The sequence below is a fragment of the Corynebacterium sp. TAE3-ERU30 genome, assembly GCF_019209925.1.
GTDB lineage: Bacteria > Actinomycetota > Actinomycetes > Mycobacteriales > Mycobacteriaceae > Corynebacterium > Corynebacterium megadyptis.
Genome location: NZ_JAHUTO010000002.1, coordinates 312,769 through 333,633, shown reverse-complemented (window position 1 = coordinate 333,633; position 20,865 = coordinate 312,769). Strand labels below are relative to the sequence as shown.

Here is a 20,865-nt window from a genome sequence, read left to right as displayed (position 1 = left end):
TTGTATGTGCTTTAATGCAGCACCATGCCCACAACACAGCCGCAGCACCGTTCGGTTATCGACGCCATCACTGCTCCCCGAGAAGCCTGCGTGGCCTTTTCGGTGGAATTCATGCCACCCCGCGATGACGCAGCCGAGCAGCGCATGTGGGACGCGGCGAGCACCTTCCACGATCTGGGTGCGGCCTTCGCCTCGGTGACCTATGGCGCCGGCGGCTCCACCCGCGAGCGCACCGGCCGCATCGCGCGCCGGCTCTCGCAGCACCCGCTGACCACCTTGGTGCACCTGACTCTGGTGGAACACACCGCCGAGGAACTCACGTCGATCCTGCGGGAGTATGCCCACCTGGGGCTCACCAATCTCTTGGCCCTGCGCGGTGATCCGCCCGGCAATCCGCTGGGGGAGTGGGTGCCCACCGAAGGCGGACTGAACTATGCCGTCGATCTCATCCGTTTAACCAAATCCGTGGAGGAGTGCCGCGACTTCACTATCGGCGTCGCCAGCTTCCCCGAAGGCCACTATCGCGCCGAGAATCTAGACGCGGACACGCACTGGACCCTGGAGAAGCTGCGCGCCGGGGCGGAGTTTTCCATCACCCAAATGTTTTTTGATGTGGAGCACTTCCTGCGGCTCCGAGATCGCCTTGCTGCCGCCGATCCCGTACACGGCGCGAAGCCGGTGATTCCCGGCCTGATGCCGATCACGAGCCTGCGCTCGGCCCGGCGTCAGGTGGAGTTGTCCGGCTCCTCCTTGCCGACGGCGCTGGAACGGCGTTTGCTTGCGGCAGAGACGGATGAGCAGGTCCGGGCCGTGGGGATCGAGGTGACCTCCGAGATGGCCGAGCGCTTGATCGCGGAAGGGGTGGAGGATCTGCACTTTATGACGATGAACTTCGCCCGCGCCACGCAAGAGGTGCTGCACAATCTCGGCATGGCCCCGGCGTGGCAGCCGGCCGCCTAAGAAGCGGTGGGAAGACAGAGCACCGCGAAGGGGCGGGAATCGCCGAGGAAACGAAAATTGCGCAGCAGGTCCTGAAAGCCTAAAGAGCGGTAGAGGCCGAAAGCGCGGTTGTTTTCCCCGGCGGTTTCTGGAGTGGAGAGAAGAATCTGGGTGGGGGCGGCGTCGATAAACGCCGTAATGAGGCGGCGCCCAATGCCTCGGCCTTGATAGGCGGGATCGACGTGGATCTCGGAGAGTTCCACATAATCCTTGAGGGTGCCTAGCTGCGGACTATGGGCACCGTAGGTCTGGCGTACCCCGTGATAGACCTGATTGAACCACCATTGGGTGCTATTGCTACGAAAGCCGTACACCACGCCGACGATGGAGCGATCGTGGACGGCGATGAAGGCGTGAAAATCGCGGTTGCGGGAGTTATGCCGCCACGCGGAAACGCGGGAATCGGCCAAGGTGGGGTCATAGCCCATTGCGCGAATGTAGATGTCCACCAAATGCGGGGTTAGCATACAAAACTCGACGGTCGTGAGCTCGCGTATTTCCTCCACAGCCATAACTTCTTATTTCACCATTCTTCTCTGCGATGTGTGGCATATTCTAGCCGAACATTCTCGGTAGAACACGTGTTCGAACACGGAGGGTGGAGTGTCCTGGGTGCTCACTAGTGTCACAGCTAAACAACGCACTACAGCACTCAACAATGAAGGAGTAGCCCATGGCCACCCCGATCGTATCCTCCACCGTCTCCTCCCTCCGTCCTCGCGTTCCGAATAGTGTCCGGCTTTTCCGCAGTGGTGTGGACAATTATGAGGCCGCGCAGCAGGCGCTGCTGGACGATAAATTGCTCGATGCTCTCGAATATGGCTACCGCGCTGCGCTGCGTCTCGCGGGAGCGCGGGTGGCAGATAGTCCTGTGGCGAAGCGGCGACGGCTGCCGCGTTCAGCCTGGGATCAGCTGCGCCTCGTAGATCAACGTGGTGCCGACTATGCCGATCTCTTCGAGGCCTTCTCCCGGGTGAGGCAGCGTGCACTTAATGGCCTTGATCGGCACATTTCCCCAGCCCGCGTGGGTACCTTGATGCGGCTGGTAGAGTCCTTCCTAGACGATGTAGATGAGCAGCTGCATCCCACTTCCACCGCAGCCTAGAAACTCGGCCGCAGCGTCGCCATGAGGCGGCTATCCATGGCGGGGCGTGTGGGGCTGTCGGGGGTGGGAGTACTGCCGGTGAATGGTGATCGGAACAATTCGCGGCAGTGAAACGTTGTTGTATTTTGAAGACCCCATCAGCGGCAGGTGCTCTGCACAAGGAGCCCAGCCACACACCCGCCCGGGAGGAACAGTGTCGCTTTCAGAGCAGGAGAAAAAGCTTCTCCGTGAGATTGAGCAGTCACTACTTGCAGACGATCCCAAGTTTGGATCCTCAATTAAAGAGGAATCCGCTTTCGGTGGTGGTTCTGGTTCGCTGAGCCTGCGGGGGATTGCCGTCGGCGTCATCGGCCTTCTTGTGCTGATCGGTGGCATCGCGCTGAGCCAGACCAACCTGTGGTTCATCGCCCTCGGCGCAGTGGGCTTTCTTATTATGTTCGGCGCTGGCCTCTGGATGTTGCGTGACGGCGGCGAGGGCGGCTCGGCCGAGTCCGGTCCGAAGCTGCACACCGTCAGTAGCTCCCGCCCCGCGGCCGCACCGAAACAAGACACAAGCTCGATGGAAGAGCGTTTCCGCCGCCGCTTCGGCGAGCACTAACGCCCCAACCGTTCATCGCTAGGGGCTAAGGGTCTGAGGCCCCATCCAGCGCGCACCTATTAAGGTGCGCGCTTTTTTCATGCCCACACCTCGCGCCAGCAGTATCGGCACACCCCCACGGGGCTAGTGCACTACATGGCTTCCCACTTTCTCCCACCGCGATCCCCCACTGTGTCCCACGCGGAGCTCCCCGCTGGGTAAAAGGTGAAGATAGTGCGGTTGAAAAGCGAAAAGGTAGAGGTGGTGCGCATGGGGATTATGGGGGTCAGGAGTACTACAGTCACCTCTCGTGCCCTACTGTGACGCCCCAGAGGGTTATCGCGTATCGTGTCTCCCACCGCGCTCGAGAGAAAAATACCGCGATGAACAGTGGATTTAGCGAGAAGAAAAAGAAATGGGCGGCGCAGGCTGTTAAAAGTGGGGGAAAGTGGGGTATTGTGGGGCCTAGGTCAGCTGGCCGGCCCATTGTGGCCGCTCGGCGGGCAGGAAATTGGATATCGAAGGCATGCGAGATGCGCACCTGAGTGCCGCGTTGAACGAGGTATCCCGCATCACTGGGTTTCGAGGTGATTGACACGTAAAGGAGGCCAATAAACCCATGTTTCTTGGCACCTATACCCCGAAGCTCGATGACAAGGGACGGCTCACACTGCCGGCAAAGTTCCGCGAGGAACTTGCGGGCGGCCTCATGGTCACCAAGGGTCAAGATCACAGCTTGGCCGTGTATCCCCGTGAGGAGTTTGCCGCTCGAGCACGCAAGGCAGCGGCGGTGTCGCGTACCAACCCCAAGGCGAGGGCGTTCATTCGTAACCTCGCTGCGAGTGCGGACGAGCAACGCCCTGACGGGCACGGTCGAATCACGCTTTCGGCGGCGCATCGTGAGTATGCGGCCTTGAAGAAAGAGTGCGTGGTGATCGGCTCGGTCGACTTCCTAGAAATCTGGGATGCCGAGGCATGGGCTGCGTACCAGGCCGAAACCGAGGATTCCTTCGCGGAAGCAGAGGATGACGTTCTGGGCGGCTTTATCTAACACAGGCCCGCTGTCGACAACGCCCACGCGGTGTGTGTAGACCTCCGGCTGAGGTTGAAGTTCTGGTGTACTTCCCCGATACCAGAATGTTCCCTCGGACGGAGCTCTATATACACCGCCGACGTGTCCGGTGAGACCACACATCTATTTACCTGCACGACTCATAGCGAGAGGGGGTGCGATCGCGCACCATGACGGCACAGCACACACAACAGGAACGCGACGTGGATACAGCCAGCGCCCAAGCGCGGGAGCTCGAAGCCAATCATGGCCATGTCCCCGTGCTGCGCGATCGCGTCACCGAGCTACTCGCTCCCGCGATCGAGGCCTCCGAGCATCCCGTGATCGTCGATGCCACTCTCGGTGCCGGTGGACACACCGAGCACCTGCTGTCCACCTTCCCCAGCTGTTTCGTTATCGGCGTCGATCGCGATGCCCGCTCCCTGGCTGAGGCCAGTACTCGGCTCGAGCGCTTCGGCGCTCGCTTCTGTCCGATCCACGCCCGCTTTGATGGTCTGGGTGAGGAGATCGATCGCTCGACGGCGCCGGCCGCTATCCGCGCCCAGCAGCATGGCCTCACCGGGGCGCTCGCCGATCTGGGTGTGTCCTCCATGCAGCTCGATCAAGTCGATCGGGGTTTCGCCTATAAGGTGGACGCCCCGCTGGATATGCGCATGGATAATAGCCAGCATGTAACCGCGGCGGATGTGCTCAACACCTATAGCCACGGAGATCTCGCGCGCATCCTCAAAACCTATGGTGACGAGCGTTTTGCGGGCAAGATTGCCAGCGCGATCGTGCGGGAGCGTGAGAAGGAGCCCTTCCAGTCCTCGGCGCGGCTCGTGGAGTTGCTGTACGACACCATCCCCGCGGCGACCCGGCGTACGGGCGGGCATCCAGCCAAGCGCACCTTCCAGGCCCTGCGTGTGGAAGTCAATGCGGAACTCGAGTCACTGGAAAAGCTCATCCCCGTGGTGGCCGAACGACTCGCCCCGCACGGGCGAATGGTGTTCATGAGCTATCAGTCGCTCGAGGACAAGATCGTGAAAAAGGTGCTCACCGATCTCACGACCTCCACCACTCCGCCGGGGCTGCCCATGGATCTCCCGGGAACCGCTCCGTCGTTCCGCTTGCTCACCCGCGGCTCGGAGAAGGCATCCGCCGCCGAGATCGAGATGAATCCCCGTGCCGCATCGGTGCGGGTGCGCGCCGCTGAAAAAGTATCGGAAGAAAGGCTCTAAGACATGACCCTCACCGCAGGAACCCCCGTGCGGCGTCCTCGGCGCAGCGCGCAGGATGGCTCGGGCCAGGCAGAGCACGATGCTTATCGCCCCTCCCCGCGTTGGGCGGATACCTCCCATCGCTCGCGGGATTACAGCACGAGCACCTTCAGCAGCGTCGATACGCTCGAGCGTGACAAGGACACCGCCGAGCGGGAGTCGTTGAGCACCCGTTATGGGCACCGCGCCACCACCTTGCGGCCGCAGGCGCCGGCGGCACCGAAGCCGCAGCGGAAGTTCCAGCGCAGGCTGGGCAGCCAACAGGTGGTTTCGGTGCGCGGCCGCCGCGTGGAATCTCCGCGCCCGGATCAGGGCGTGGTGCGCACCTTGGTGTTCTTCCTGCTGCTCAGCGTGCTCGGTGTGGTGGGCACGATGTCGCTCTCCGGACTGAACACGGAGCAGACCTTTACTATTCAGCGCCTCTCGCAGCAGGATGCCCAGCTGGGTAATCAGCTCGAAACCCTGCGCCGCGATGTGGAGCAATCCCGCGCCGCCGCCGATGCGGCCGCTAGGGCCGCCGATCACAAGATGGTGATTCCCGGCCAGCCGGGCGCTCTCGACGTGCGCAGCGATGGGGTAGTGGAGGAGAAGCTGGCTCCCAACCCCAATGGGAATTTGCCGATCATTGACGTCAATAAGGGACAGGGCCGGCCAAACCGCGCCAGCAGCGATCCCAACCGCACCGAGGAGATGCGCGATCGTCTCGAAGCCGTCGCGCCGCGTAATAACTCGGTGAACGATGGTGTCGCCGAAACGCGCGAGACGCCGAATAGCGCGCAATCCGGTGCGCCGCTCCCCTATGCGGGGCGCTAGGCGGTTTAGACTGAACTCGACCTCTATAGACAGGGCACTAGCTGTAGTTTTGAGGCTAAAAGCCCTGTCTTGTCAGTTCCAAGGCCAGCGTTTTCTCAAGGGTAGTGAAGGAGTCTCGGTTCGTGAGTGAATCATCTAGGCCGCGCCGCAGGGAACCCCGCCGCCCGGTTCGCCGCGAACGCGGTGAGGCGGCCGACGTCTCGGCGCGTTCTCGCCGCCGCCCCCGGCTCGACGATGCTCCCCGTGCCCCGCGCTCGGAACGCGGGTCGCAGCCGCCCCAGGCCACCTCGCGTTTCTGGACGTGGCTCAGCACCAGTGGCCCCGTCAATCTGAAAAAGCGCCTCGGCGTGGCGCAAGTTTTTGCGATCCTTCTCGCCGTGGTGCTCATCGGCCGACTCGCCCTCGTGCAGGTCGTATGGGGTCCGGAGTTTGCGGCCAAGGCGGAGGCCCAGCGCAGCCGCCTCTATGTGGATCCCGCGCGCCGTGGCGCGATCGAGGATCGTCATGGCCACAGCCTTGCCTCGACCATGCAGGCCCGCTCGCTGACCGTCTCGCCGAAGCAATTCCGTGAGGAAGAGCGCGAACGCCAGGACTATAAGCTCTATGAGGCCGGCGGCTATAACGATATGAGCGAGCAGGAACGCGAGCAGGCCATCGCGGACAACGTCGATAAGCAATTGGAGAAAATTGCGCAGGAGATTCCCGCCACCATCAAGGAGGCGGGGGCCAGCGCGGAGGACGTGAAGCCAGAAGACATCCTGAAAAAGCTCGAGGCCGACTCCACGTATGAGATCCTCGTGCGCAATGTGGATCCGGATGTGGCGGCGGAGATCGTCGACACCTTCCCCGGTATTGCCGCGGACTATCAAGAAATCCGCAACTACCCCAATGGGGCTATCGCCCAGAACGTGGTGGGTAAGACCAGCATGGAAGGCGAGGGCCAATTCGGCTTCGAACTCTATGCGGACGAGAATCTGGCCGGGAAGGATGGCTCCTCTAAGGAGGATGTCTCCACCAATGGCCAGGCCATCCCAGGCACGCTTCGCGACGTCGTCCCGGTGCAGGATGGCGCCAGCTATGAGCTCACCCTAGATCTGGATTTGCAGACCTATGTGCAGCAGCAGGTGCAGCAGGCCAAGGATATTTCCGGTGCCGAGAGCGCCCAGGCCATCGTCCTCGACGCCCGCAGCGCCGAAGTGCTCGCCATGGCCAATTCCGACACCATCGACCCCAATGGCGATATTAAGAAGCAGCTCGAGGAGGGGCGGAGTTTCACCAATCCGACGATCTCCAATCCCTTCGAGCCGGGCTCGGTGGCGAAGATCATCACCGCCTCTGCGGCGATCGACAATGAGCTGACCACCCCAGACGAGGTGCTCAGCGTGCCCGGCTCCATCGATATGGCGGGTGTGACCGTGCGCGATGCATGGCCACACGGCACGGTGGGCTTCACCACCACCGGTGTTTTCGCTAAATCCTCCAACGTGGGCACCCTGATGCTCGCCCAGCGCGTAGGGGAGGATCGCTTCAATGACTATCTGCACCGTTTCGGCCTCGGAGAAGCCACGGGAGTGGAGCTGCCCGGCGAGACCGCCGGCCTCTTGCCCGCCCGCGAGGACTGGGGCGGCGGTACCTTCGCCAACCTGCCCATCGGACAGGGTATGGCGATGTCGCTGCTGCAGATGACGGGGATCTATCAAACCATCGCTAATGATGGCGAGCGCATTCAGCCGCGGATCGTGAAGTCCAAAACCGATGCCGAGGGCAATGAGGTGCCCATTGAGGCACCCGAGAGCGTGCAGGTGATGAAGCCCGAGGCGGCCAAGGTAGTGCGCAATATGTTCCAAGGCGTGGTGCAGGGCGCCGATGGCGGCCAATCCGGAACCGCTCCTGATGGGGCGATTGAGGGCTATCAGATTTCCGGCAAGACCGGTACCGCGCAGCAGGTCGATGAAAATACCGGCGCCTACTCCAACTCGGATTATTGGATTACCTTCGCCGGTATCGCTCCGGCGGATGATCCCCGCTATGTCATCGGCATCATGCTCGATGACCCAGAACGCGGCGTCCACGGCGGCGGTGGCGGCACGGCCGCGCCACTGTTTAAAGACATTGCGCAGTGGTTGCTGGCGCGGGATAATGTTCCGCTCAGCCCGCCGCGCGAGGGCAACCTTGTGCTTCAGGCCTACTAGGCACAGGTCCTGCTCCACCCCGCAGCGGGCGGTGCGGGGCGGTGCGAGGCGGGTGCAGCATCGCCCGGCGGTTGCGCTTAAAGTAGAGCGCAACCGAATGCGCACCACGGCGCCGGCGAGCAGCACGGCAGCCTATAACTGAATAGCGCTAGAGACTAATGAGCCCTATATATCAAGGAGGAAACTGCGCGTGGCACTGAACTTTTCTGAGGTCCTTACCCTCAGCGGCGGCAGCGTAATCAATGAGCCCAGCGAGGCTCTGAGCGTGAGCGAGATTGGACTGGATTCCACCTCGCTGCCCGCGGGCGCTGTGTTCGCGGCGCTCCCCGGCACTCAGGTGCACGGCGCCACCTATGCCAGCGGCTGCGAGGCCGCGGTGATCCTCACCGATCAGGCCGGCGCCGGCATTCTCCGCGACGCGGAGGAGACCCGCCCGATCATCGTGGTAGACGATGTGCGCGAGATCCTCGGACCGGTCTCCGCGGCGATTTATAACAACCCCTCGGAGAAGCTCAGCATCATCGGCGTCACCGGCACCTCCGGTAAGACCACGACCAGCTACATGCTGGAAAAGGGCATGATGAAGGCTGGGCATCGAGTGGGGCTGATCGGCACCACCGGAACCCGTATCAACGGCACCCCCGTGGCGACCAAGCTCACCACCCCGGAGGCCCCGACGCTGCAGAAGCTCTTCGCCACCATGGTGGAGGAGGGCGTCACACACGTGATCATGGAGGTCTCTAGCCACGCCCTCGTGCTCGGCCGCGTCGCCGGCACGCACTTCGCCGTCGCGGGCTTCTCCAACCTGTCGCAGGATCACCTCGATTTCCACCCCACGATGGAGGAGTATTTCGAGGCCAAGGCCCTGTTCTTTGATCCCTCCAGCACGCAGCACGCCGAGCAGGCAGTGGTGTGCATCGATGATCACTGGGGCGAGTCCATGGCCGAGCGCGCCGGCGAGTCCGTGCTGCGCGTGGCCACCCACGGCCAGAGCGCCGAGGTGACCGCCTCCGATATTGAGGTCTCCGCTACCGGCTCCCAGCGTTTTATCCTCACCGTGGACGGCGCCGCCCACACCGTGCAGCTGCCGCTGCCCGGCCGTTTCAACGTGGCTAATGCCGCCCTGGCCATCGCCTGTGCTCATGCAGCTGGCGCCGATGTGGACGCAGTGGCCCAGGGCATCGCCGAGGTGGCTGTTCCCGGCCGCATGGAATCCATCGATGAGGGCCAAGACTTTATGGCCGTGGTGGATTATGCCCATAAGCCGGGGGCCATCGCCGAGGTGCTGGACACCGTACGCGCCCAGATCTCCGGTCGGGTCGCGGCGGTGATTGGTGCCGGCGGCGATCGCGACGCCACTAAGCGCCCGATCATGGGGGCCGAGGCCGTCAAACGCGCCGACTTCGTGGTGATCACCGATGACAACCCGCGTTCCGAGGAGCCGGCATCCATCCGCGCCGAGGTCGTGCGCGGCGCCACCGAGCAGCAGGCCGAGACCCCGGGCGCCGAGGTGACGGAGATCGGCGATCGCCGCGAGGCCATTATCGCCGCCATCAACTGGGCCCAGCCGGGCGACGCCGTGGTGGTGTGCGGCAAGGGCCATGAGACCGGCCAGCTGATCAAGGGCGTCAACCACCACTTTGATGATCGTGAAGAGGTCCGTGCCGCACTCAAGCAGCGCGGCACCGAGAGCAAGTAAAGGCCAGCTGATGAAGAAGTACACGCTCGCGCAGATCGCCGAGATCACCGGCGGGGAGCTCTCTGCCAGTGCCGATCCCGAGTCCATCGTGACCGGGCCGGTGGAGTTTGACTCCCGCAATGTTGCCCAGGGCTCGCTATTTGTTGCCCTGCCTGGGGCGAATGTGGATGGCCACGATTTCGTGCCGACCGCCCTCGAGTCTGGGGCGACGGCCGCCCTCGTGGCCCAGGAGGTCGAGGGGCCCGCGATCGTGCTACCGGTGACCGAACTGGATCGCAGCATGGACAACGCCTATGCCTTCGCCGTCGATACCACCGGCCGCACGGAGGCCGTGGTGGGCGGGTTGGCGGCGCTGGCCCGCCGCAATACCGCGGAGTTGCAGCAGCAACACGGGCTGAAGGTGGTGGGTGTGACCGGCTCCGCGGGCAAGACCTCCACCAAGGATTTCCTGGCCACATTGCTGCGTTCGGTGGCGGAGACCGTCGCCCCGCCCGGGTCTTTTAATAATGAGATCGGCCTGCCCTATACCGCGCTCAAATGCGATGAGGACACCACCTATCTCATCAGCGAAATGTCTGCCCGTGGGATCGGGCATATTCGTCATCTCACCGAGATCACCCGCCCCGATATCGCGGTGGTGCTCAACGTGGGCAGCGCCCACCTGGGCGAGTTTGGTTCGCGGGAGAATATCGCCACCGCAAAGGGCGAGATCATCGAGGCCCTGCCCGCCGACGGGGTAGCGGTGCTCAACGCCGATGATGAGCTAGTGGCGCAGATGGCGCAGACGACCGCGGCGCGGGTGCTCTTTACCTCGGCGGCGCTCGACGGGCGCGCGCCCCAGCCGCAGGCCGATATCACGGCAACCGAGGTGCGCGTGGATGAGCTGGCGCGCCCGCGCTTCGTCCTCACCACCCCGAGTGGCAGCGCGGATGTCCAGCTGCAGGTCAGCGGCGAACATCAGGTGTATAACGCCCTAGCCACGGCGGCGGTGGGGCATGCTGTGGGCCTAGAGTGCGCACAGATCGCGGCGGCGCTGAGCGCCCACACGGCGGCCTCGGCGAACCGTATGGCCATCACCACCCGCAGCGATGGAGTGGTGATTATCAACGACTCTTATAATGCCAACCCGGACTCCATGCGCGCCGGCATCAAGGCGCTGGCCTCCACGGCCGCCGCCGCTGGCACCGGCAGCTGGGCGATCTTAGGACAGATGGCCGAGCTGGGCGAGGATGCCATCAGCGCCCACGAGGAGCTGGGGCAGGTGCTGCTGGATCAGGGCATCGATCACCTCATCACGGTCGGTACGGACGTCAACACCCACGCCCTCGCTGGCGTGGCCGAGGAACTCGGTATCGACACCCATATCGCCGAGGGCGTGGACGGGGCGCTGAATATCATTGCCGCCGGCGTCGAGCCGGGCGAGGTGGTGTTGGTCAAGGCGTCCAATGCCGATCGGCTGTGGTACGTCGCCGAGCAATTGGCGCAGCTGAGCAAGAGCCGATAAACGCCAGAACAGTCACGAAGGTATAGAAAGAAACGCACGGGTAGATTACGTCATGACGCAGATCATCATCAGCGGGGTAGTGAGCTTCCTCATTGCCATTTTCCTCACCCCGGTGCTCATTCGTCGCTTCTCGGCCGAGGGGCTGGGCCAAGAAATTCGCGAGGATGGGCCGGCCTCGCACCTCCGGAAGCGCGGCACCCCCACCATGGGCGGCATCGCGATCCTCGCCGGTATCCTCGGCGGCTATGTGGTCGCCACCATCGTGGGCGCGATCACCGGATCCACCGCCTTCACCGCCTCCGGCATCTTGGTGCTGTTGTTGACGCTCGCCCTCGGCGGGCTGGGCTTTGCCGATGACTACATCAAGCTGGCGAAGGGCCGCAATCTGGGGCTGAATAAGAAGGGCAAGCTCTTCGGGCAGCTCGCGGTCGCCGTCATCTTCGGATTCTGTGCGCTGCGCTTTGAGAATGACCAAGGCATCAGCCCCGCGTCCACGCACCTGTCCTTCATTCGCGATATCGACACCGTGGATCTGGCTTTTGGCGGAGGCATCCTGGGCACTCTGGTGTTTTTGGTGTTCATCTACATCCTCGTGTCCGCTTGGTCGAATGCGGTGAACCTCACTGATGGTCTCGACGGACTCGCCGCCGGTTCCACCGCCATGGTGATGGTGGCCTATACCACCATGACCTTCTGGCAGTTCCGTAACTCCTGCGATGTCGCCGTGCAGCCGGGCTGCTATTCGGTGCGCGATCCGCTCGATCTCGCCATGCTCGCGGCGGCCGGCGCCGGCGCCTGCGCGGGCTTCCTCTGGTGGAATGCCGCGCCCGCCAAGATCTTCATGGGCGATACCGGTTCGCTCGCGCTCGGTGGCCTCGTGGCGGGACTGTCCGTGGCCTCGCGCACGGAGCTGCTCATGATTATCGTCGGCGCGCTCTTCGTCATCGAGGTCGCCTCGGTGGCCATTCAGATCATCGTCTTCAAAACTCGCGGCACCCGCGTGTTCCGCATGGCCCCCTTCCACCACCACTTCGAGTCCGGTGGGTGGGCTGAAACCACCGTCACCATCCGATTCTGGCTGCTCGCAGCCATGGCCTGCACCGCGGGCATGGCGCTGTTCTACAGCGAGTGGCTCACCAGCGCAGGGGTATAGCCTTTCATCATGTCTGCAGATCAGCTCTCCCACCCATCCACCGATGACGCCTCTGGGCTGCCGGAGTTTCTCGCAGGTCCCATCCTGCTGGCCGGGGCCGGCATCTCGGGTCGTGGCTGCGCCAGACTCGTGCGTGCCTTGGGTACGGAGATGGCGATCGCCGACGATAATCCCGCCGCAGCCGATGCCATCGCCGAACTCGGCGCCGAAGCCCTGAGCACGGCGGCGGCCCGCGCCCGGCTGAGCGAGTTCTCCTGCGTGATCACCTCACCGGGATGGCGCCCCGATTCGCCGCTGCTTGTCGACGCCATCTCCGCGGACATTCCCGTCCTTGGCGATGTGGAATTCGCCTACCTTGTGGACCGCGCCGAGATCTTCGGCCCGCGCCGCACCTGGCTGGCGATCACTGGCACCAATGGCAAAACCACCACCACCGCCATGCTGGCGGCGATGATCAAGCGCCACAATCCGGCCTCGGCGGCGGTGGGCAATATCGGCATCGCCATCCCCGATGCGCTGCTGGCCACCCCACGGGTGGAGGTGGTGGTGGCGGAGCTATCGAGCTTCCAGCTGCACTGGAGCAGCGAGTTCACCCCAGACTGTGGCTGCGTGCTCAACCTGGCCGAGGACCACATTGACTGGCATGGCAGCTTCGCTGCCTATGGCGCGGACAAGGCACGCATCCTGCGCGGCGAGTTGAGCGTACTCGGCGTGGACGATGAGCATGTGCGCGCCATGGAATCCCAGGCCGCTGGGCGCACCGTGGGCTTTACCCTGGGCGATCCCGCCCCTGGCCAGGTGGGGGTGCGGGACGGCTGGATCGTGGATCGAGCATTTCTGCCGGCGGCAGCCGCTGCCGAGGAGGGCATCCCTATTCGCCCCATCGAGGGGATCTCCCCTGCGGGGCGCGCCGGTCAGCTCGACGCCTTGGCCGCCACTGCCATGGCCCGCGCCCACGGAGTTGGCCCCGCCGATATTGCCGCCGCTCTCGATAGCTTCGGGGTGGCCGCCCACCGCGGCCAGGTGGTGCACCAGGTGACTGATGCCGCCGGCGCGATCACCGTGATTGATAATTCCAAAGCGACCAATCCGCACGCCGCCGATGCCGCCCTCAAGGGCTTCGAGTCCATCCTGTGGGTGGCCGGCGGCCAGCTCAAAGGCGCCGATGTCTCCGAGGTGGTCCGCGCTCATGGCGAGCGCATGGTAGCCGCCGCACTGCTCGGCGTGGACGCCCCGCTCATTGCCGAGCAGCTGGCGCTGCACGTGCCCGAGCTGCCGGTCTATGTCTCAACCAGCACCGATAAGTACGAGGCCATGGCAGAGATCGCTGCTTTCGCCCGCGAACACGCCGTGGCCGGTGTTGACGTGATCTTGGCGCCTGCTGCGGCATCATTGGACATGTATAGCGGCATGGGTGAACGCGGCGATATATTCGCCGACGCCATGCGTGCCGCATTCCCCACAACTGGAGGTGGCAATGTCTAACGTGCTCACCAACGAACACGGCGGCCGACGGAAGTATTTTCACGTGGCCTTGCGGCCACTGCTGGACTACTACGCTGTTGCTTCCATCGTGGTCATCCTCGCCTTCTTCGGCATTTTGATGGTGGCCAGTTCCTCGATGACATGGTCGGTGCTTGAGGGCGCCTCCGTGTTTGGCACGGCGATGCGCCAAGCCCTCATGGTCGGCGTGGGCTTCGTGGCGATGTGGCTGTGTCTGCGCCTGCGCCCCCAGGCCATTCGGCGCAGTGCCCCCTGGGTGCTGGCCGTGTCCGTGCTGCTCTTGGTCCTCGTGCTCGTGCCCTCCATTGGTACCGGCCGCGAAGAGGTGGGCTCCCAATCGTGGATCGTGTTCGGCCCCATCCGGCTCCAGCCCTCCGAGCTGGCCAAGGTGGCAATCGCGGTATGGGGCTCCGCGTGGCTCGCGGACTGCCCTCCGGAGAAGAAAAAAGCACGCTTCGGTTGGTTCATTTTCGTCGCGGTGGTGATGCTTGGACTGATCCTCGCGGAGAGGGACGTCGGCATGGCCTTGGCGTTCCTCGTCGTGGTGGGTGTGACTCTGGTATTTGCCGGATTGGATCTGCGCTATATCGTGTTCACGGCTGTCGCCACCGTTATCGCGTTGGCGGTGGCGGTGAGGAATTCCTCGGGTTTTCGTTCCGATCGCATCTCGGTGTTCAAGGACGCCTTCTTCGGTCGCTTCGATGACACTCGCGGCGCCGCCTTCCAGTCCTATCAGGGCTATCTCTCCCTCTCCGATGGGTCCCTGTTCGGCGTCGGTCCGGGGCAATCTCGCGCCAAGTGGTTCTATTTGCCGGAGGCGAAAAACGACTTCATCTTCGCCATCATCGGCGAGGAAACTGGGCTCGTGGGCGCCACCATGGTGATCGTGCTCTACGCCGCGCTCTGCGTGCTCGGTTTCCGCATCGCGCTGCGGAGCAATAGCCGCTTCCTCTCCTTGTTGGCGGCCACGCTCACCGGCTCCATCGTGATCCAAGCATTCATTAATATCGGCTATGTGATCGGCCTGTGGCCGGTGACGGGTATTCAGCTGCCGCTGATCTCTGCGGGCGGTACCTCGGCGATTATCACCCTGGCATCCATGGGCCTGTTGTTGAACTGCGCCCGCCACGAACCAGAGGCGATTTCCGCCCTGCAGTCCCACGGCCGGCCATGGTTCGATCGGCTGCTCATGCTGCCCGAGCCGATGGCCACGGGTGTGTCCGTGCGCGAGGGCCGGGGCGAGTCACCCCGCAGTGGGGGAGAGCATGAGCAGCGCGATGCCCGGCCCAGCTCGCGGCGTCGAGAAGCGCTGACCCGGCACAGCGAACGCGATCGCGTGCGCCGCTATGGCGAACCGCTCACCCATGTGCGTCGCCATCCTCATTCCCATAATCGGCAAAGGTAGAAAGGCCCCATGAGCGAGACAACACTATCCGTGGTGGTGGCAGGCGGCGGCACCGCTGGCCACATCGAACCTGCCCTCGCTGTTGCTGATGCACTGCGGGCGCGGGAGGAGAATATCCGCATTACGGCCCTCGGCACCACCCGAGGCCTCGAGATGGACCTCGTGCCCGAGCGCGGCTATGAGCTGCGCACCATCCCACCGGTACCGGTGCCCCGCAAACCCAGCATGGCTCTGGCCAAGCTGCCGTGGCGGGTGCTCAACTCGGTGCGCGCCACCATCGCAGTACTCAAGGCTGTCGACGCAGACGTGCTCATCGGCTTCGGCGGCTATGTCTCCGCGCCCGCCTATCTGGCGGCGCGCCGCCTCGGCATCCCCTTCTTCGTGCACGAGGCCAATGCCCGCGCCGGCATGGCCAATAAGCTGGGCGTGCGTCTCGGCGGCACCGGGTTGAATGCGGTGGCCGAGTCCGGCATCCCCGGCGATGTGGTGGGCGTGCCCATCCGCAGCGCCCACGCCCATACCCGCGGCGAGCAGGCGCAGCAGGAGGCACGCGAGAGCTTCGGTCTGGATCCGCAGCGCCGCACCCTGCTGGTCACCGGCGGCTCCCAGGGCGCGCGCTCGCTCAACCGTGCCGTGGCCGAGGGACTCGAGGAGCTCCTCGCCGGCGAGGTGCAGGTGCTGCATGCCTATGGCAAGAAGAACGAGGCACCCGAGGCGCGTGCCGGCTATGTGCCGCTGCCGTATATCACCGAGATGAACAAGGCCTATGCGGCCGCCGATATCATCTGCTGCCGAGCCGGCGCGATGACGGTGGCCGAGGTGAGTGCCTCCGGCACCCCCGCCATCTACGTGCCGCTGCCGCATGGCAATGGCGAACAGGGGCTCAATGCCCAGCCGGTGATCAGTGCCGGCGGCGCGACCATCATCGCCGACGCCGATCTCAACGGCCACAGCCTCGCCACCCAGGTGCTGGCGATCCTGAGTGATGAACAGCTCTATGAGGCCATGGTGCACTCCACCGACCAGGCCGGATTGGGCAGCGCCGCCGAGGACATCGCCGAGCGCATCGTTCAGGCCGCACGCGGCTAACATCAACCCTAAGGCGCGCCGCGCCGCCCACAGCAGGACTGTGGTGGCGAGGTGGCGTCGTCACGAGCACAGAAACACACATATACGAGGAGAACAGTGGTGAGCGAGCAGATGGTGGACGCGGACCTAACGCGGGTGCACATGATTGGAATCGGCGGTGCGGGCATGTCCGGCATCGCGCGCATCTTGCTGGCGCGAGGATCCGAGGTCAGTGGGTCCGATGCCAAGGATTCCCGGGTGGTGCTGGCATTGCGGTCCATGGGAGTGGACATCTCCATCGGCCACGACGCCGCCAATATCGACCGCGAGGGCACACCCCCCACTGCCGTTGTCACCTCCTTCGCGGCGATCCCCCAGGACAATCCCGAGCTGGTGCGTGCCCGTGAGCTGAATATTCCTATTCTGCGCCGTTCGGAAATGCTGGCGCTGCTCATGGATAGCCACGACCAAGTGCTCTTCGCGGGCACTCACGGCAAAACCTCCTCCACCTCCATGGCGGTAGTGGCCATGCAGCAGGCGGGCATGGATCCCAGCTTCGCTATCGGCGGCCAGCTCAATAAGGCCGGCACCAACGCCCACCATGGCACCGGCAGCTGCTTTGTGGCCGAGGCCGATGAATCGGATGCCTCGCTGCTGCAATACCGGCCCAAGGTGGCCGTGGTGACCAATATTGAGCCGGATCACCTGGACTATTTCAAAACCCACGACGCCTATTTCACCGTCTTCGATGATTTCGCAGCGCGGCTTGTCGACGATGGCACGCTGGTGGTGTGCCTCAATGATGAACACGCCGCCGCGTTGGGGGAGCGGTGTGTGGCTAAGGGCACCACGGTGGTCGGCTATGGCACCCGCGAGGCCTGCTCCATGCACCCAGATGTGCCGGCCGGCGCGATTATCGAGGAGCGCACCACCACGGTGTATGGCACCCGCGCCCGGATTCGCCTCGGCGATACCGCCGTGGACGTCACCATTCACGTACCCGGTGAGCACATGGTGCTCAACGCCGCCGCCGCCTTGCTCGCCGGCCATGTCGCCGGTGGCGATGTGGACGCCCTAGCCGAAGGGCTCAGCGAGTTCACCGGGGTGCGCCGTCGCTTCGAGTATCACGGCACCGTGGCCGAGGGGCCTGCGCTCGGGGTGAGTGTCTTTGATGACTATGCGCATCACCCCACCGAGGTTTCCGCCGTGATTGGAGCCGCCCAGGACAAAGTCGGCGCGATCGGGCGAGGCAAAGTGGTGGTGGTATTCCAGCCGCACCTTTACTCGCGCACGATCGAATTCGCTGAGGAGTTCGCCGCCGCTCTGTCGATGGCCGACGCCGTGGTGGTGCTCGACATTTTCGGCGCCCGCGAGGAGCCCGTCGAAGGCGTGAACGGCAGCGTCATCGCCGATAAGGTGAGCGCGCCCTGCCGCTATGTGGATAGCTTCGCCGAGGTGCCCGGGGTGGTTGCTGAACTGGTGAACCCGCACGACATTGTGCTCACTATGGGGGCGGGCTCGGTGACGATGCTTGCCGACGAAATTCTCGAGGGCTTGTCCAGCTCCGCCACCACAGCAGAGGCGGGGGAATAAGTGAGCCGCAGGAGGATTGTCCAAGCTTTCGGCGCGGTGATCGCCCTGGGGGCAGTGGCAGTGCTGATCTGCGTGTTCTTTCCCATCATCACCGTCTCTCAGGTCTCGGTAGAGGGGAATAAGGAAACCTCCACGGAGGAGGTGCTCGCCGCCGCTGGTGTGGTGGAAGGGGAAAACTCGCTGCGCGTGGATACCGCTGGTGCGGCGAGCCGCGTCGCGGAGTTGCCGTGGGTGAAATCGGCGACGGTGGGCCATTCCTCGCCCCGCGGCATCGAAGTCCAGGTGGTGGAGCGCGAGCCCTTCATCTTTTCCGAACAGGCCGATGGCGCACATCTTGCCGACCGCGATGGGGTGCCCTTCGTGATCAGCGATGATCCGCGCGGCGCAATGAAGATTGTGGGCATGAGTGATGACAACCCCAAGATCTATGCGGCCGTCGTCGACGCCGTGAACGCGTGGGAGGAGATCGCCGGCGACCAGCGCGGGCTGCTGCGCTTCGTCGAAGCCCCGAGCCCCTTCGAGCTGACCTTGCACTTCGAGAACGCCGAGATGGGGGCGAAGGCCGTGTATTGGGGCTCGGCAGAGGATGCCGCCAATAAGGCACGGGCCACCCGTGCGGTGCTCACCCGCCCCGAGGACTGGTGGAATGTGAGCAACCCGAATATGGTCACGACCCGCTAAGCGAAAGCGCACGTCAGAACTCTAAAGTTGAGCTTTAGGGTTAAAGACACGCCGCGCGAATGTCACCCTCAAATGCGTATGTGTCGACCATGATGGACTTACATTGTTTCAACAATATGTGGGCTATACCTGAGCGCACATAAAACTAGGATCACACGAGAAAAACCCGAAAGGCGAGCCTTATAACCATGACCTCACCGAACAACTACCTCGCCGTCATCAAGGTCGTCGGTGTCGGCGGCGGCGGCGTCAATGCCGTCAACCGCATGATTGAAGAGGGCCTGGCGGGCGTTGAATTTATCGCCGTTAATACCGACTCCCAGGCTTTGCTCTTCTCGGATGCCGACGTCAAGCTCGACATTGGCCGAGAGGCCACCCGCGGCCTTGGCGCCGGGGCTAATCCCGAGGTGGGCCGCACCTCTGCCGAGGACCACAAGTCCGAGATCGAGGAATCCCTGAAGGGCGCCGACATGGTCTTCGTGACCGCCGGCGAGGGTGGCGGCACCGGCACCGGCGCGGCCCCGGTGGTGGCTAATATCGCCAAGAAGATGGGCGCGCTCACCGTGGGCGTGGTGACCCGTCCCTTCAAGTTTGAAGGCCGTCGCCGTATGCGTCAGGCGCTCGAGGGCATCGAGGCCTTGCGCGACTCCTGCGACACTCTCATCGTGATTCCTAATGATCGCCTGCTGCAGCTAGGCGATGCCAACCTCTCCATGATGGAGGCCTTCCGCTCCGCGGACGAGGTGCTCTACAACGGCGTGCAGGGCATTACCCAGCTCATCACCACCCCGGGCATTATCAACGTGGACTTTGCGGACGTGCGTGCCGTGATGTCCGATGCCGGCTCCGCCCTCATGGGCATCGGCTCCTCGCGGGGCGATAACCGCGCGGTGGCTGCGGCGGAGCAGGCCATCAACTCTCCCTTGCTGGAGTCCACCATGGAAGGCGCCAAGGGCGTGCTGCTCTCCTTCGCCGGTGGTTCCGATCTGGGCCTGCAGGAGGTCTACCAGGCCGCAGAGATGGTGGAGAGCCAGTCCGATCCGGATGTGAACCTCATCTTCGGCACCATCATCGACGACACCCTCGGCGACGAGGTGCGCGTCACCGTGATCGCCACGGGCTTCGACGATGCCGCCTCGGTGGCCGATAACGATAATGTGCGCCAGCCCGCAGAGCGCCCGGCTGCGGCCAGCCCCACCCCGGCACCGCGCCAGAACGAGGGCATGTTCGGCCGCGGCGAGCGCGCCGAGTCCGGCGAGCGCCCCGCCCCCGAGCGTGCCGAGGAGCCGGCCCGCGAGCACCGCGCCTATGATGACCGCGCTAACCAGGCGCGCCATCGCTTGGGCAGCGATCGCTCTCCGGGGTTGTTTACCCACAATGACTACGAGGAGCGCCCCGAACCGCGCCGCTCGGAGCCGCCGGTGGATGACCTCGACATTCCCGATTTCATGCGTTAGGAACTGAAGCAGTTACGTGACTATCGATACTCGCCCCGTCCGCAAGGTTGTTACTAGCCGTGCCGGCGGGGCTTCGGCCTTCCCTTACGACAGTTTTAATCTTGGCGATCACGTGGGCGATGATCCGCAGGCTGTCGCCGCTAATCGCCGCCGGCTAGCCCGCATCATCGGCCTCGCCCCGGAGCGCATCGTGTGGATGGAGCAAATCCATTCCCCGACAGTCACCGTGGTCGATCGTCCGCAGCAGGAGCCGGTGCCCGCCAGCGATGCGCTGGTGACCACCAGCGCCGACCTCGCTCTCGCCGTGCTGGTGGCTGACTGCGTGCCGGTGCTGCTCTCGGATCACCATGCCGGGGTAGTCGCCGCCGCCCATGCCGGCCGGATGGGCGCGCGCAATGGCATCGTCCGCCGCACCGTAGAGACCATGGTGGAGCTCGGGGCCCGGCCAGAGGCCATCCATGTCCTGCTCGGCCCCGCCGCCTCTGGGGCGCGCTATGAGGTGCCGCCAGAGATGGCCGCCGATGTCGAGTCCCGTCTGCCGGGTAGTCGGTGCCGCACCGCCACGGGCACCACGGGATTGGATATTCGGGCCGGGCTGGTAGCGCAGCTGCGCGCGCTGGGCGTGCGCGCCATTGATGTTGATCCCCGCTGCACCATCGAGGACGAGTCGCTATTTTCCTATCGCCGCGCCCAGGGGCCCACCGGACGCCAGGCGGGGCTGGTGTGGCTCAACGGTAGCGCCGCGGCTCACGCACACGAGCCACGCCGATCCTAGGAGGAAAAAT

Annotated in this window: 18 protein-coding genes; 17 read left to right on the top strand and 1 reads right to left on the bottom strand. The window is 64.1% G+C overall.

The window, feature by feature from the left end; translation table 11 throughout:
* The first annotated feature begins 111 nt into the window (after positions 1 to 111).
* Entirely contained in the window at positions 112 to 960 is an 849-nt protein-coding gene (locus tag KR227_RS04475; protein ID WP_370625187.1) for a methylenetetrahydrofolate reductase, read from the top strand.
* On the opposite strand, the gene KR227_RS04470 is transcribed toward KR227_RS04475, so the two are convergent.
* A complete protein-coding gene (locus tag KR227_RS04470) occupies positions 957 to 1,466 on the bottom strand; it encodes a GNAT family N-acetyltransferase (protein ID WP_255549096.1) in 510 nt (169 codons plus the stop codon). The two genes, KR227_RS04475 and KR227_RS04470, sit on opposite strands and share 4 nt — an antisense overlap.
* Before the next feature lie 206 nt (positions 1,467 to 1,672).
* On the opposite strand from KR227_RS04470, the gene KR227_RS04465 reads away from it, so the two are divergent.
* The 16 genes from KR227_RS04465 (at position 1,673) to pgeF (ending at position 20,855) form a co-directional block, all read left to right on the top strand.
* On the top strand, positions 1,673 to 2,104 hold the full coding sequence (locus KR227_RS04465) for an SAV_6107 family HEPN domain-containing protein (RefSeq protein ID WP_218363960.1): 432 nt from the start codon (positions 1,673 to 1,675) through the stop codon (positions 2,102 to 2,104).
* 193 nt (positions 2,105 to 2,297) lie between these two features.
* Entirely contained in the window at positions 2,298 to 2,702 is a 405-nt protein-coding gene (locus tag KR227_RS04460) for a DUF3040 domain-containing protein (RefSeq protein ID WP_218363958.1), read from the top strand.
* Between the two features lie 598 nt (positions 2,703 to 3,300).
* A complete protein-coding gene (gene mraZ, locus KR227_RS04455; RefSeq protein WP_218363956.1) occupies positions 3,301 to 3,732 on the top strand; it encodes a division/cell wall cluster transcriptional repressor MraZ in 432 nt (143 codons plus the stop codon).
* Between the two features lie 191 nt (positions 3,733 to 3,923).
* The gene (gene rsmH / locus KR227_RS04450) at positions 3,924 to 4,973 is read left to right on the top strand and encodes a 16S rRNA (cytosine(1402)-N(4))-methyltransferase RsmH (protein WP_218363954.1); all 1,050 of its coding nucleotides are present in this window, start codon (positions 3,924 to 3,926) and stop codon (positions 4,971 to 4,973) included.
* 3 nt (positions 4,974 to 4,976) lie between these two features.
* Positions 4,977 to 5,825, top strand: a complete 849-nt coding sequence (locus KR227_RS04445) for a hypothetical protein (protein WP_218363952.1) — start codon at positions 4,977 to 4,979, stop codon at positions 5,823 to 5,825.
* A 329-nt stretch (positions 5,826 to 6,154) separates the two neighbouring features.
* Positions 6,155 to 8,017, top strand: a complete 1,863-nt coding sequence (locus KR227_RS04440) for a penicillin-binding protein 2 (protein ID WP_218364357.1) — start codon at positions 6,155 to 6,157, stop codon at positions 8,015 to 8,017.
* Positions 8,018 to 8,207: 190 nt separating this feature from the next.
* Entirely contained in the window at positions 8,208 to 9,716 is a 1,509-nt protein-coding gene (locus KR227_RS04435) for a UDP-N-acetylmuramoyl-L-alanyl-D-glutamate--2,6-diaminopimelate ligase (protein WP_218363950.1), read from the top strand.
* Between the two features lie 10 nt (positions 9,717 to 9,726).
* Entirely contained in the window at positions 9,727 to 11,220 is a 1,494-nt protein-coding gene (gene murF, locus KR227_RS04430) for a UDP-N-acetylmuramoyl-tripeptide--D-alanyl-D-alanine ligase (protein WP_218363948.1), read from the top strand.
* A 52-nt stretch (positions 11,221 to 11,272) separates the two neighbouring features.
* The gene (gene mraY, locus KR227_RS04425; protein ID WP_151530360.1) at positions 11,273 to 12,373 is read left to right on the top strand and encodes a phospho-N-acetylmuramoyl-pentapeptide-transferase; all 1,101 of its coding nucleotides are present in this window, start codon (positions 11,273 to 11,275) and stop codon (positions 12,371 to 12,373) included.
* 9 nt (positions 12,374 to 12,382) lie between these two features.
* The gene (gene murD / locus KR227_RS04420; protein WP_218363946.1) at positions 12,383 to 13,858 is read left to right on the top strand and encodes a UDP-N-acetylmuramoyl-L-alanine--D-glutamate ligase; all 1,476 of its coding nucleotides are present in this window, start codon (positions 12,383 to 12,385) and stop codon (positions 13,856 to 13,858) included.
* Positions 13,851 to 15,281, top strand: a complete 1,431-nt coding sequence (locus KR227_RS04415; RefSeq protein WP_218363944.1) for an FtsW/RodA/SpoVE family cell cycle protein — start codon at positions 13,851 to 13,853, stop codon at positions 15,279 to 15,281. The genes murD and KR227_RS04415 overlap by 8 nt, the downstream gene beginning before the upstream one ends.
* 9 nt (positions 15,282 to 15,290) lie before the next feature.
* Positions 15,291 to 16,370, top strand: coding sequence for an undecaprenyldiphospho-muramoylpentapeptide beta-N-acetylglucosaminyltransferase (gene murG, locus KR227_RS04410; RefSeq protein WP_218363942.1), 1,080 nt, complete (start codon positions 15,291 to 15,293; stop codon positions 16,368 to 16,370).
* Between the two features lie 111 nt (positions 16,371 to 16,481).
* Positions 16,482 to 17,942: a UDP-N-acetylmuramate--L-alanine ligase gene (murC, locus tag KR227_RS04405; RefSeq protein ID WP_218364355.1), complete on the top strand. Its 1,461-nt coding sequence runs from the start codon at positions 16,482 to 16,484 to the stop codon at positions 17,940 to 17,942.
* Positions 17,943 to 18,623, top strand: coding sequence for an FtsQ-type POTRA domain-containing protein (locus tag KR227_RS04400; protein WP_218363940.1), 681 nt, complete (start codon positions 17,943 to 17,945; stop codon positions 18,621 to 18,623).
* 188 nt (positions 18,624 to 18,811) lie between these two features.
* The gene (ftsZ, locus tag KR227_RS04395) at positions 18,812 to 20,080 is read left to right on the top strand and encodes a cell division protein FtsZ (protein WP_151530355.1); all 1,269 of its coding nucleotides are present in this window, start codon (positions 18,812 to 18,814) and stop codon (positions 20,078 to 20,080) included.
* Between the two features lie 16 nt (positions 20,081 to 20,096).
* On the top strand, positions 20,097 to 20,855 hold the full coding sequence (pgeF, locus tag KR227_RS04390) for a peptidoglycan editing factor PgeF (protein WP_218363937.1): 759 nt from the start codon (positions 20,097 to 20,099) through the stop codon (positions 20,853 to 20,855).
* Positions 20,856 to 20,865 lie beyond the last annotated feature (10 nt).

Excerpts from the sequence above, each read along its gene's own strand:
- KR227_RS04445 (WP_218363952.1), top strand. The coding sequence starts at position 4,977 with ATGACCCTCACCGCAGGAACCCCCGTGCGGCGTCCTCGGCGCAGCGCG.
- mraZ (WP_218363956.1), top strand. The coding sequence starts at position 3,301 with ATGTTTCTTGGCACCTATACCCCGAAGCTCGATGACAAGGGACGGCTC.
- KR227_RS04470 (WP_255549096.1), bottom strand. The coding sequence starts at position 1,466 with ATGCTAACCCCGCATTTGGTGGACATCTACATTCGCGCAATGGGCTAT.
- ftsZ (WP_151530355.1), top strand. The coding sequence starts at position 18,812 with ATGACCTCACCGAACAACTACCTCGCCGTCATCAAGGTCGTCGGTGTC.
- KR227_RS04465 (WP_218363960.1), top strand. The coding sequence starts at position 1,673 with ATGGCCACCCCGATCGTATCCTCCACCGTCTCCTCCCTCCGTCCTCGC.
- murC (WP_218364355.1), top strand. The coding sequence starts at position 16,482 with ATGGTGGACGCGGACCTAACGCGGGTGCACATGATTGGAATCGGCGGT.
- KR227_RS04415 (WP_218363944.1), top strand. The coding sequence starts at position 13,851 with ATGTCTAACGTGCTCACCAACGAACACGGCGGCCGACGGAAGTATTTT.
- mraY (WP_151530360.1), top strand. The coding sequence starts at position 11,273 with ATGACGCAGATCATCATCAGCGGGGTAGTGAGCTTCCTCATTGCCATT.
- KR227_RS04475 (WP_370625187.1), top strand. The coding sequence starts at position 112 with ATGCCACCCCGCGATGACGCAGCCGAGCAGCGCATGTGGGACGCGGCG.
- murD (WP_218363946.1), top strand. The coding sequence starts at position 12,383 with ATGTCTGCAGATCAGCTCTCCCACCCATCCACCGATGACGCCTCTGGG.
- rsmH (WP_218363954.1), top strand. The coding sequence starts at position 3,924 with ATGACGGCACAGCACACACAACAGGAACGCGACGTGGATACAGCCAGC.
- murF (WP_218363948.1), top strand. The coding sequence starts at position 9,727 with ATGAAGAAGTACACGCTCGCGCAGATCGCCGAGATCACCGGCGGGGAG.
- murG (WP_218363942.1), top strand. The coding sequence starts at position 15,291 with ATGAGCGAGACAACACTATCCGTGGTGGTGGCAGGCGGCGGCACCGCT.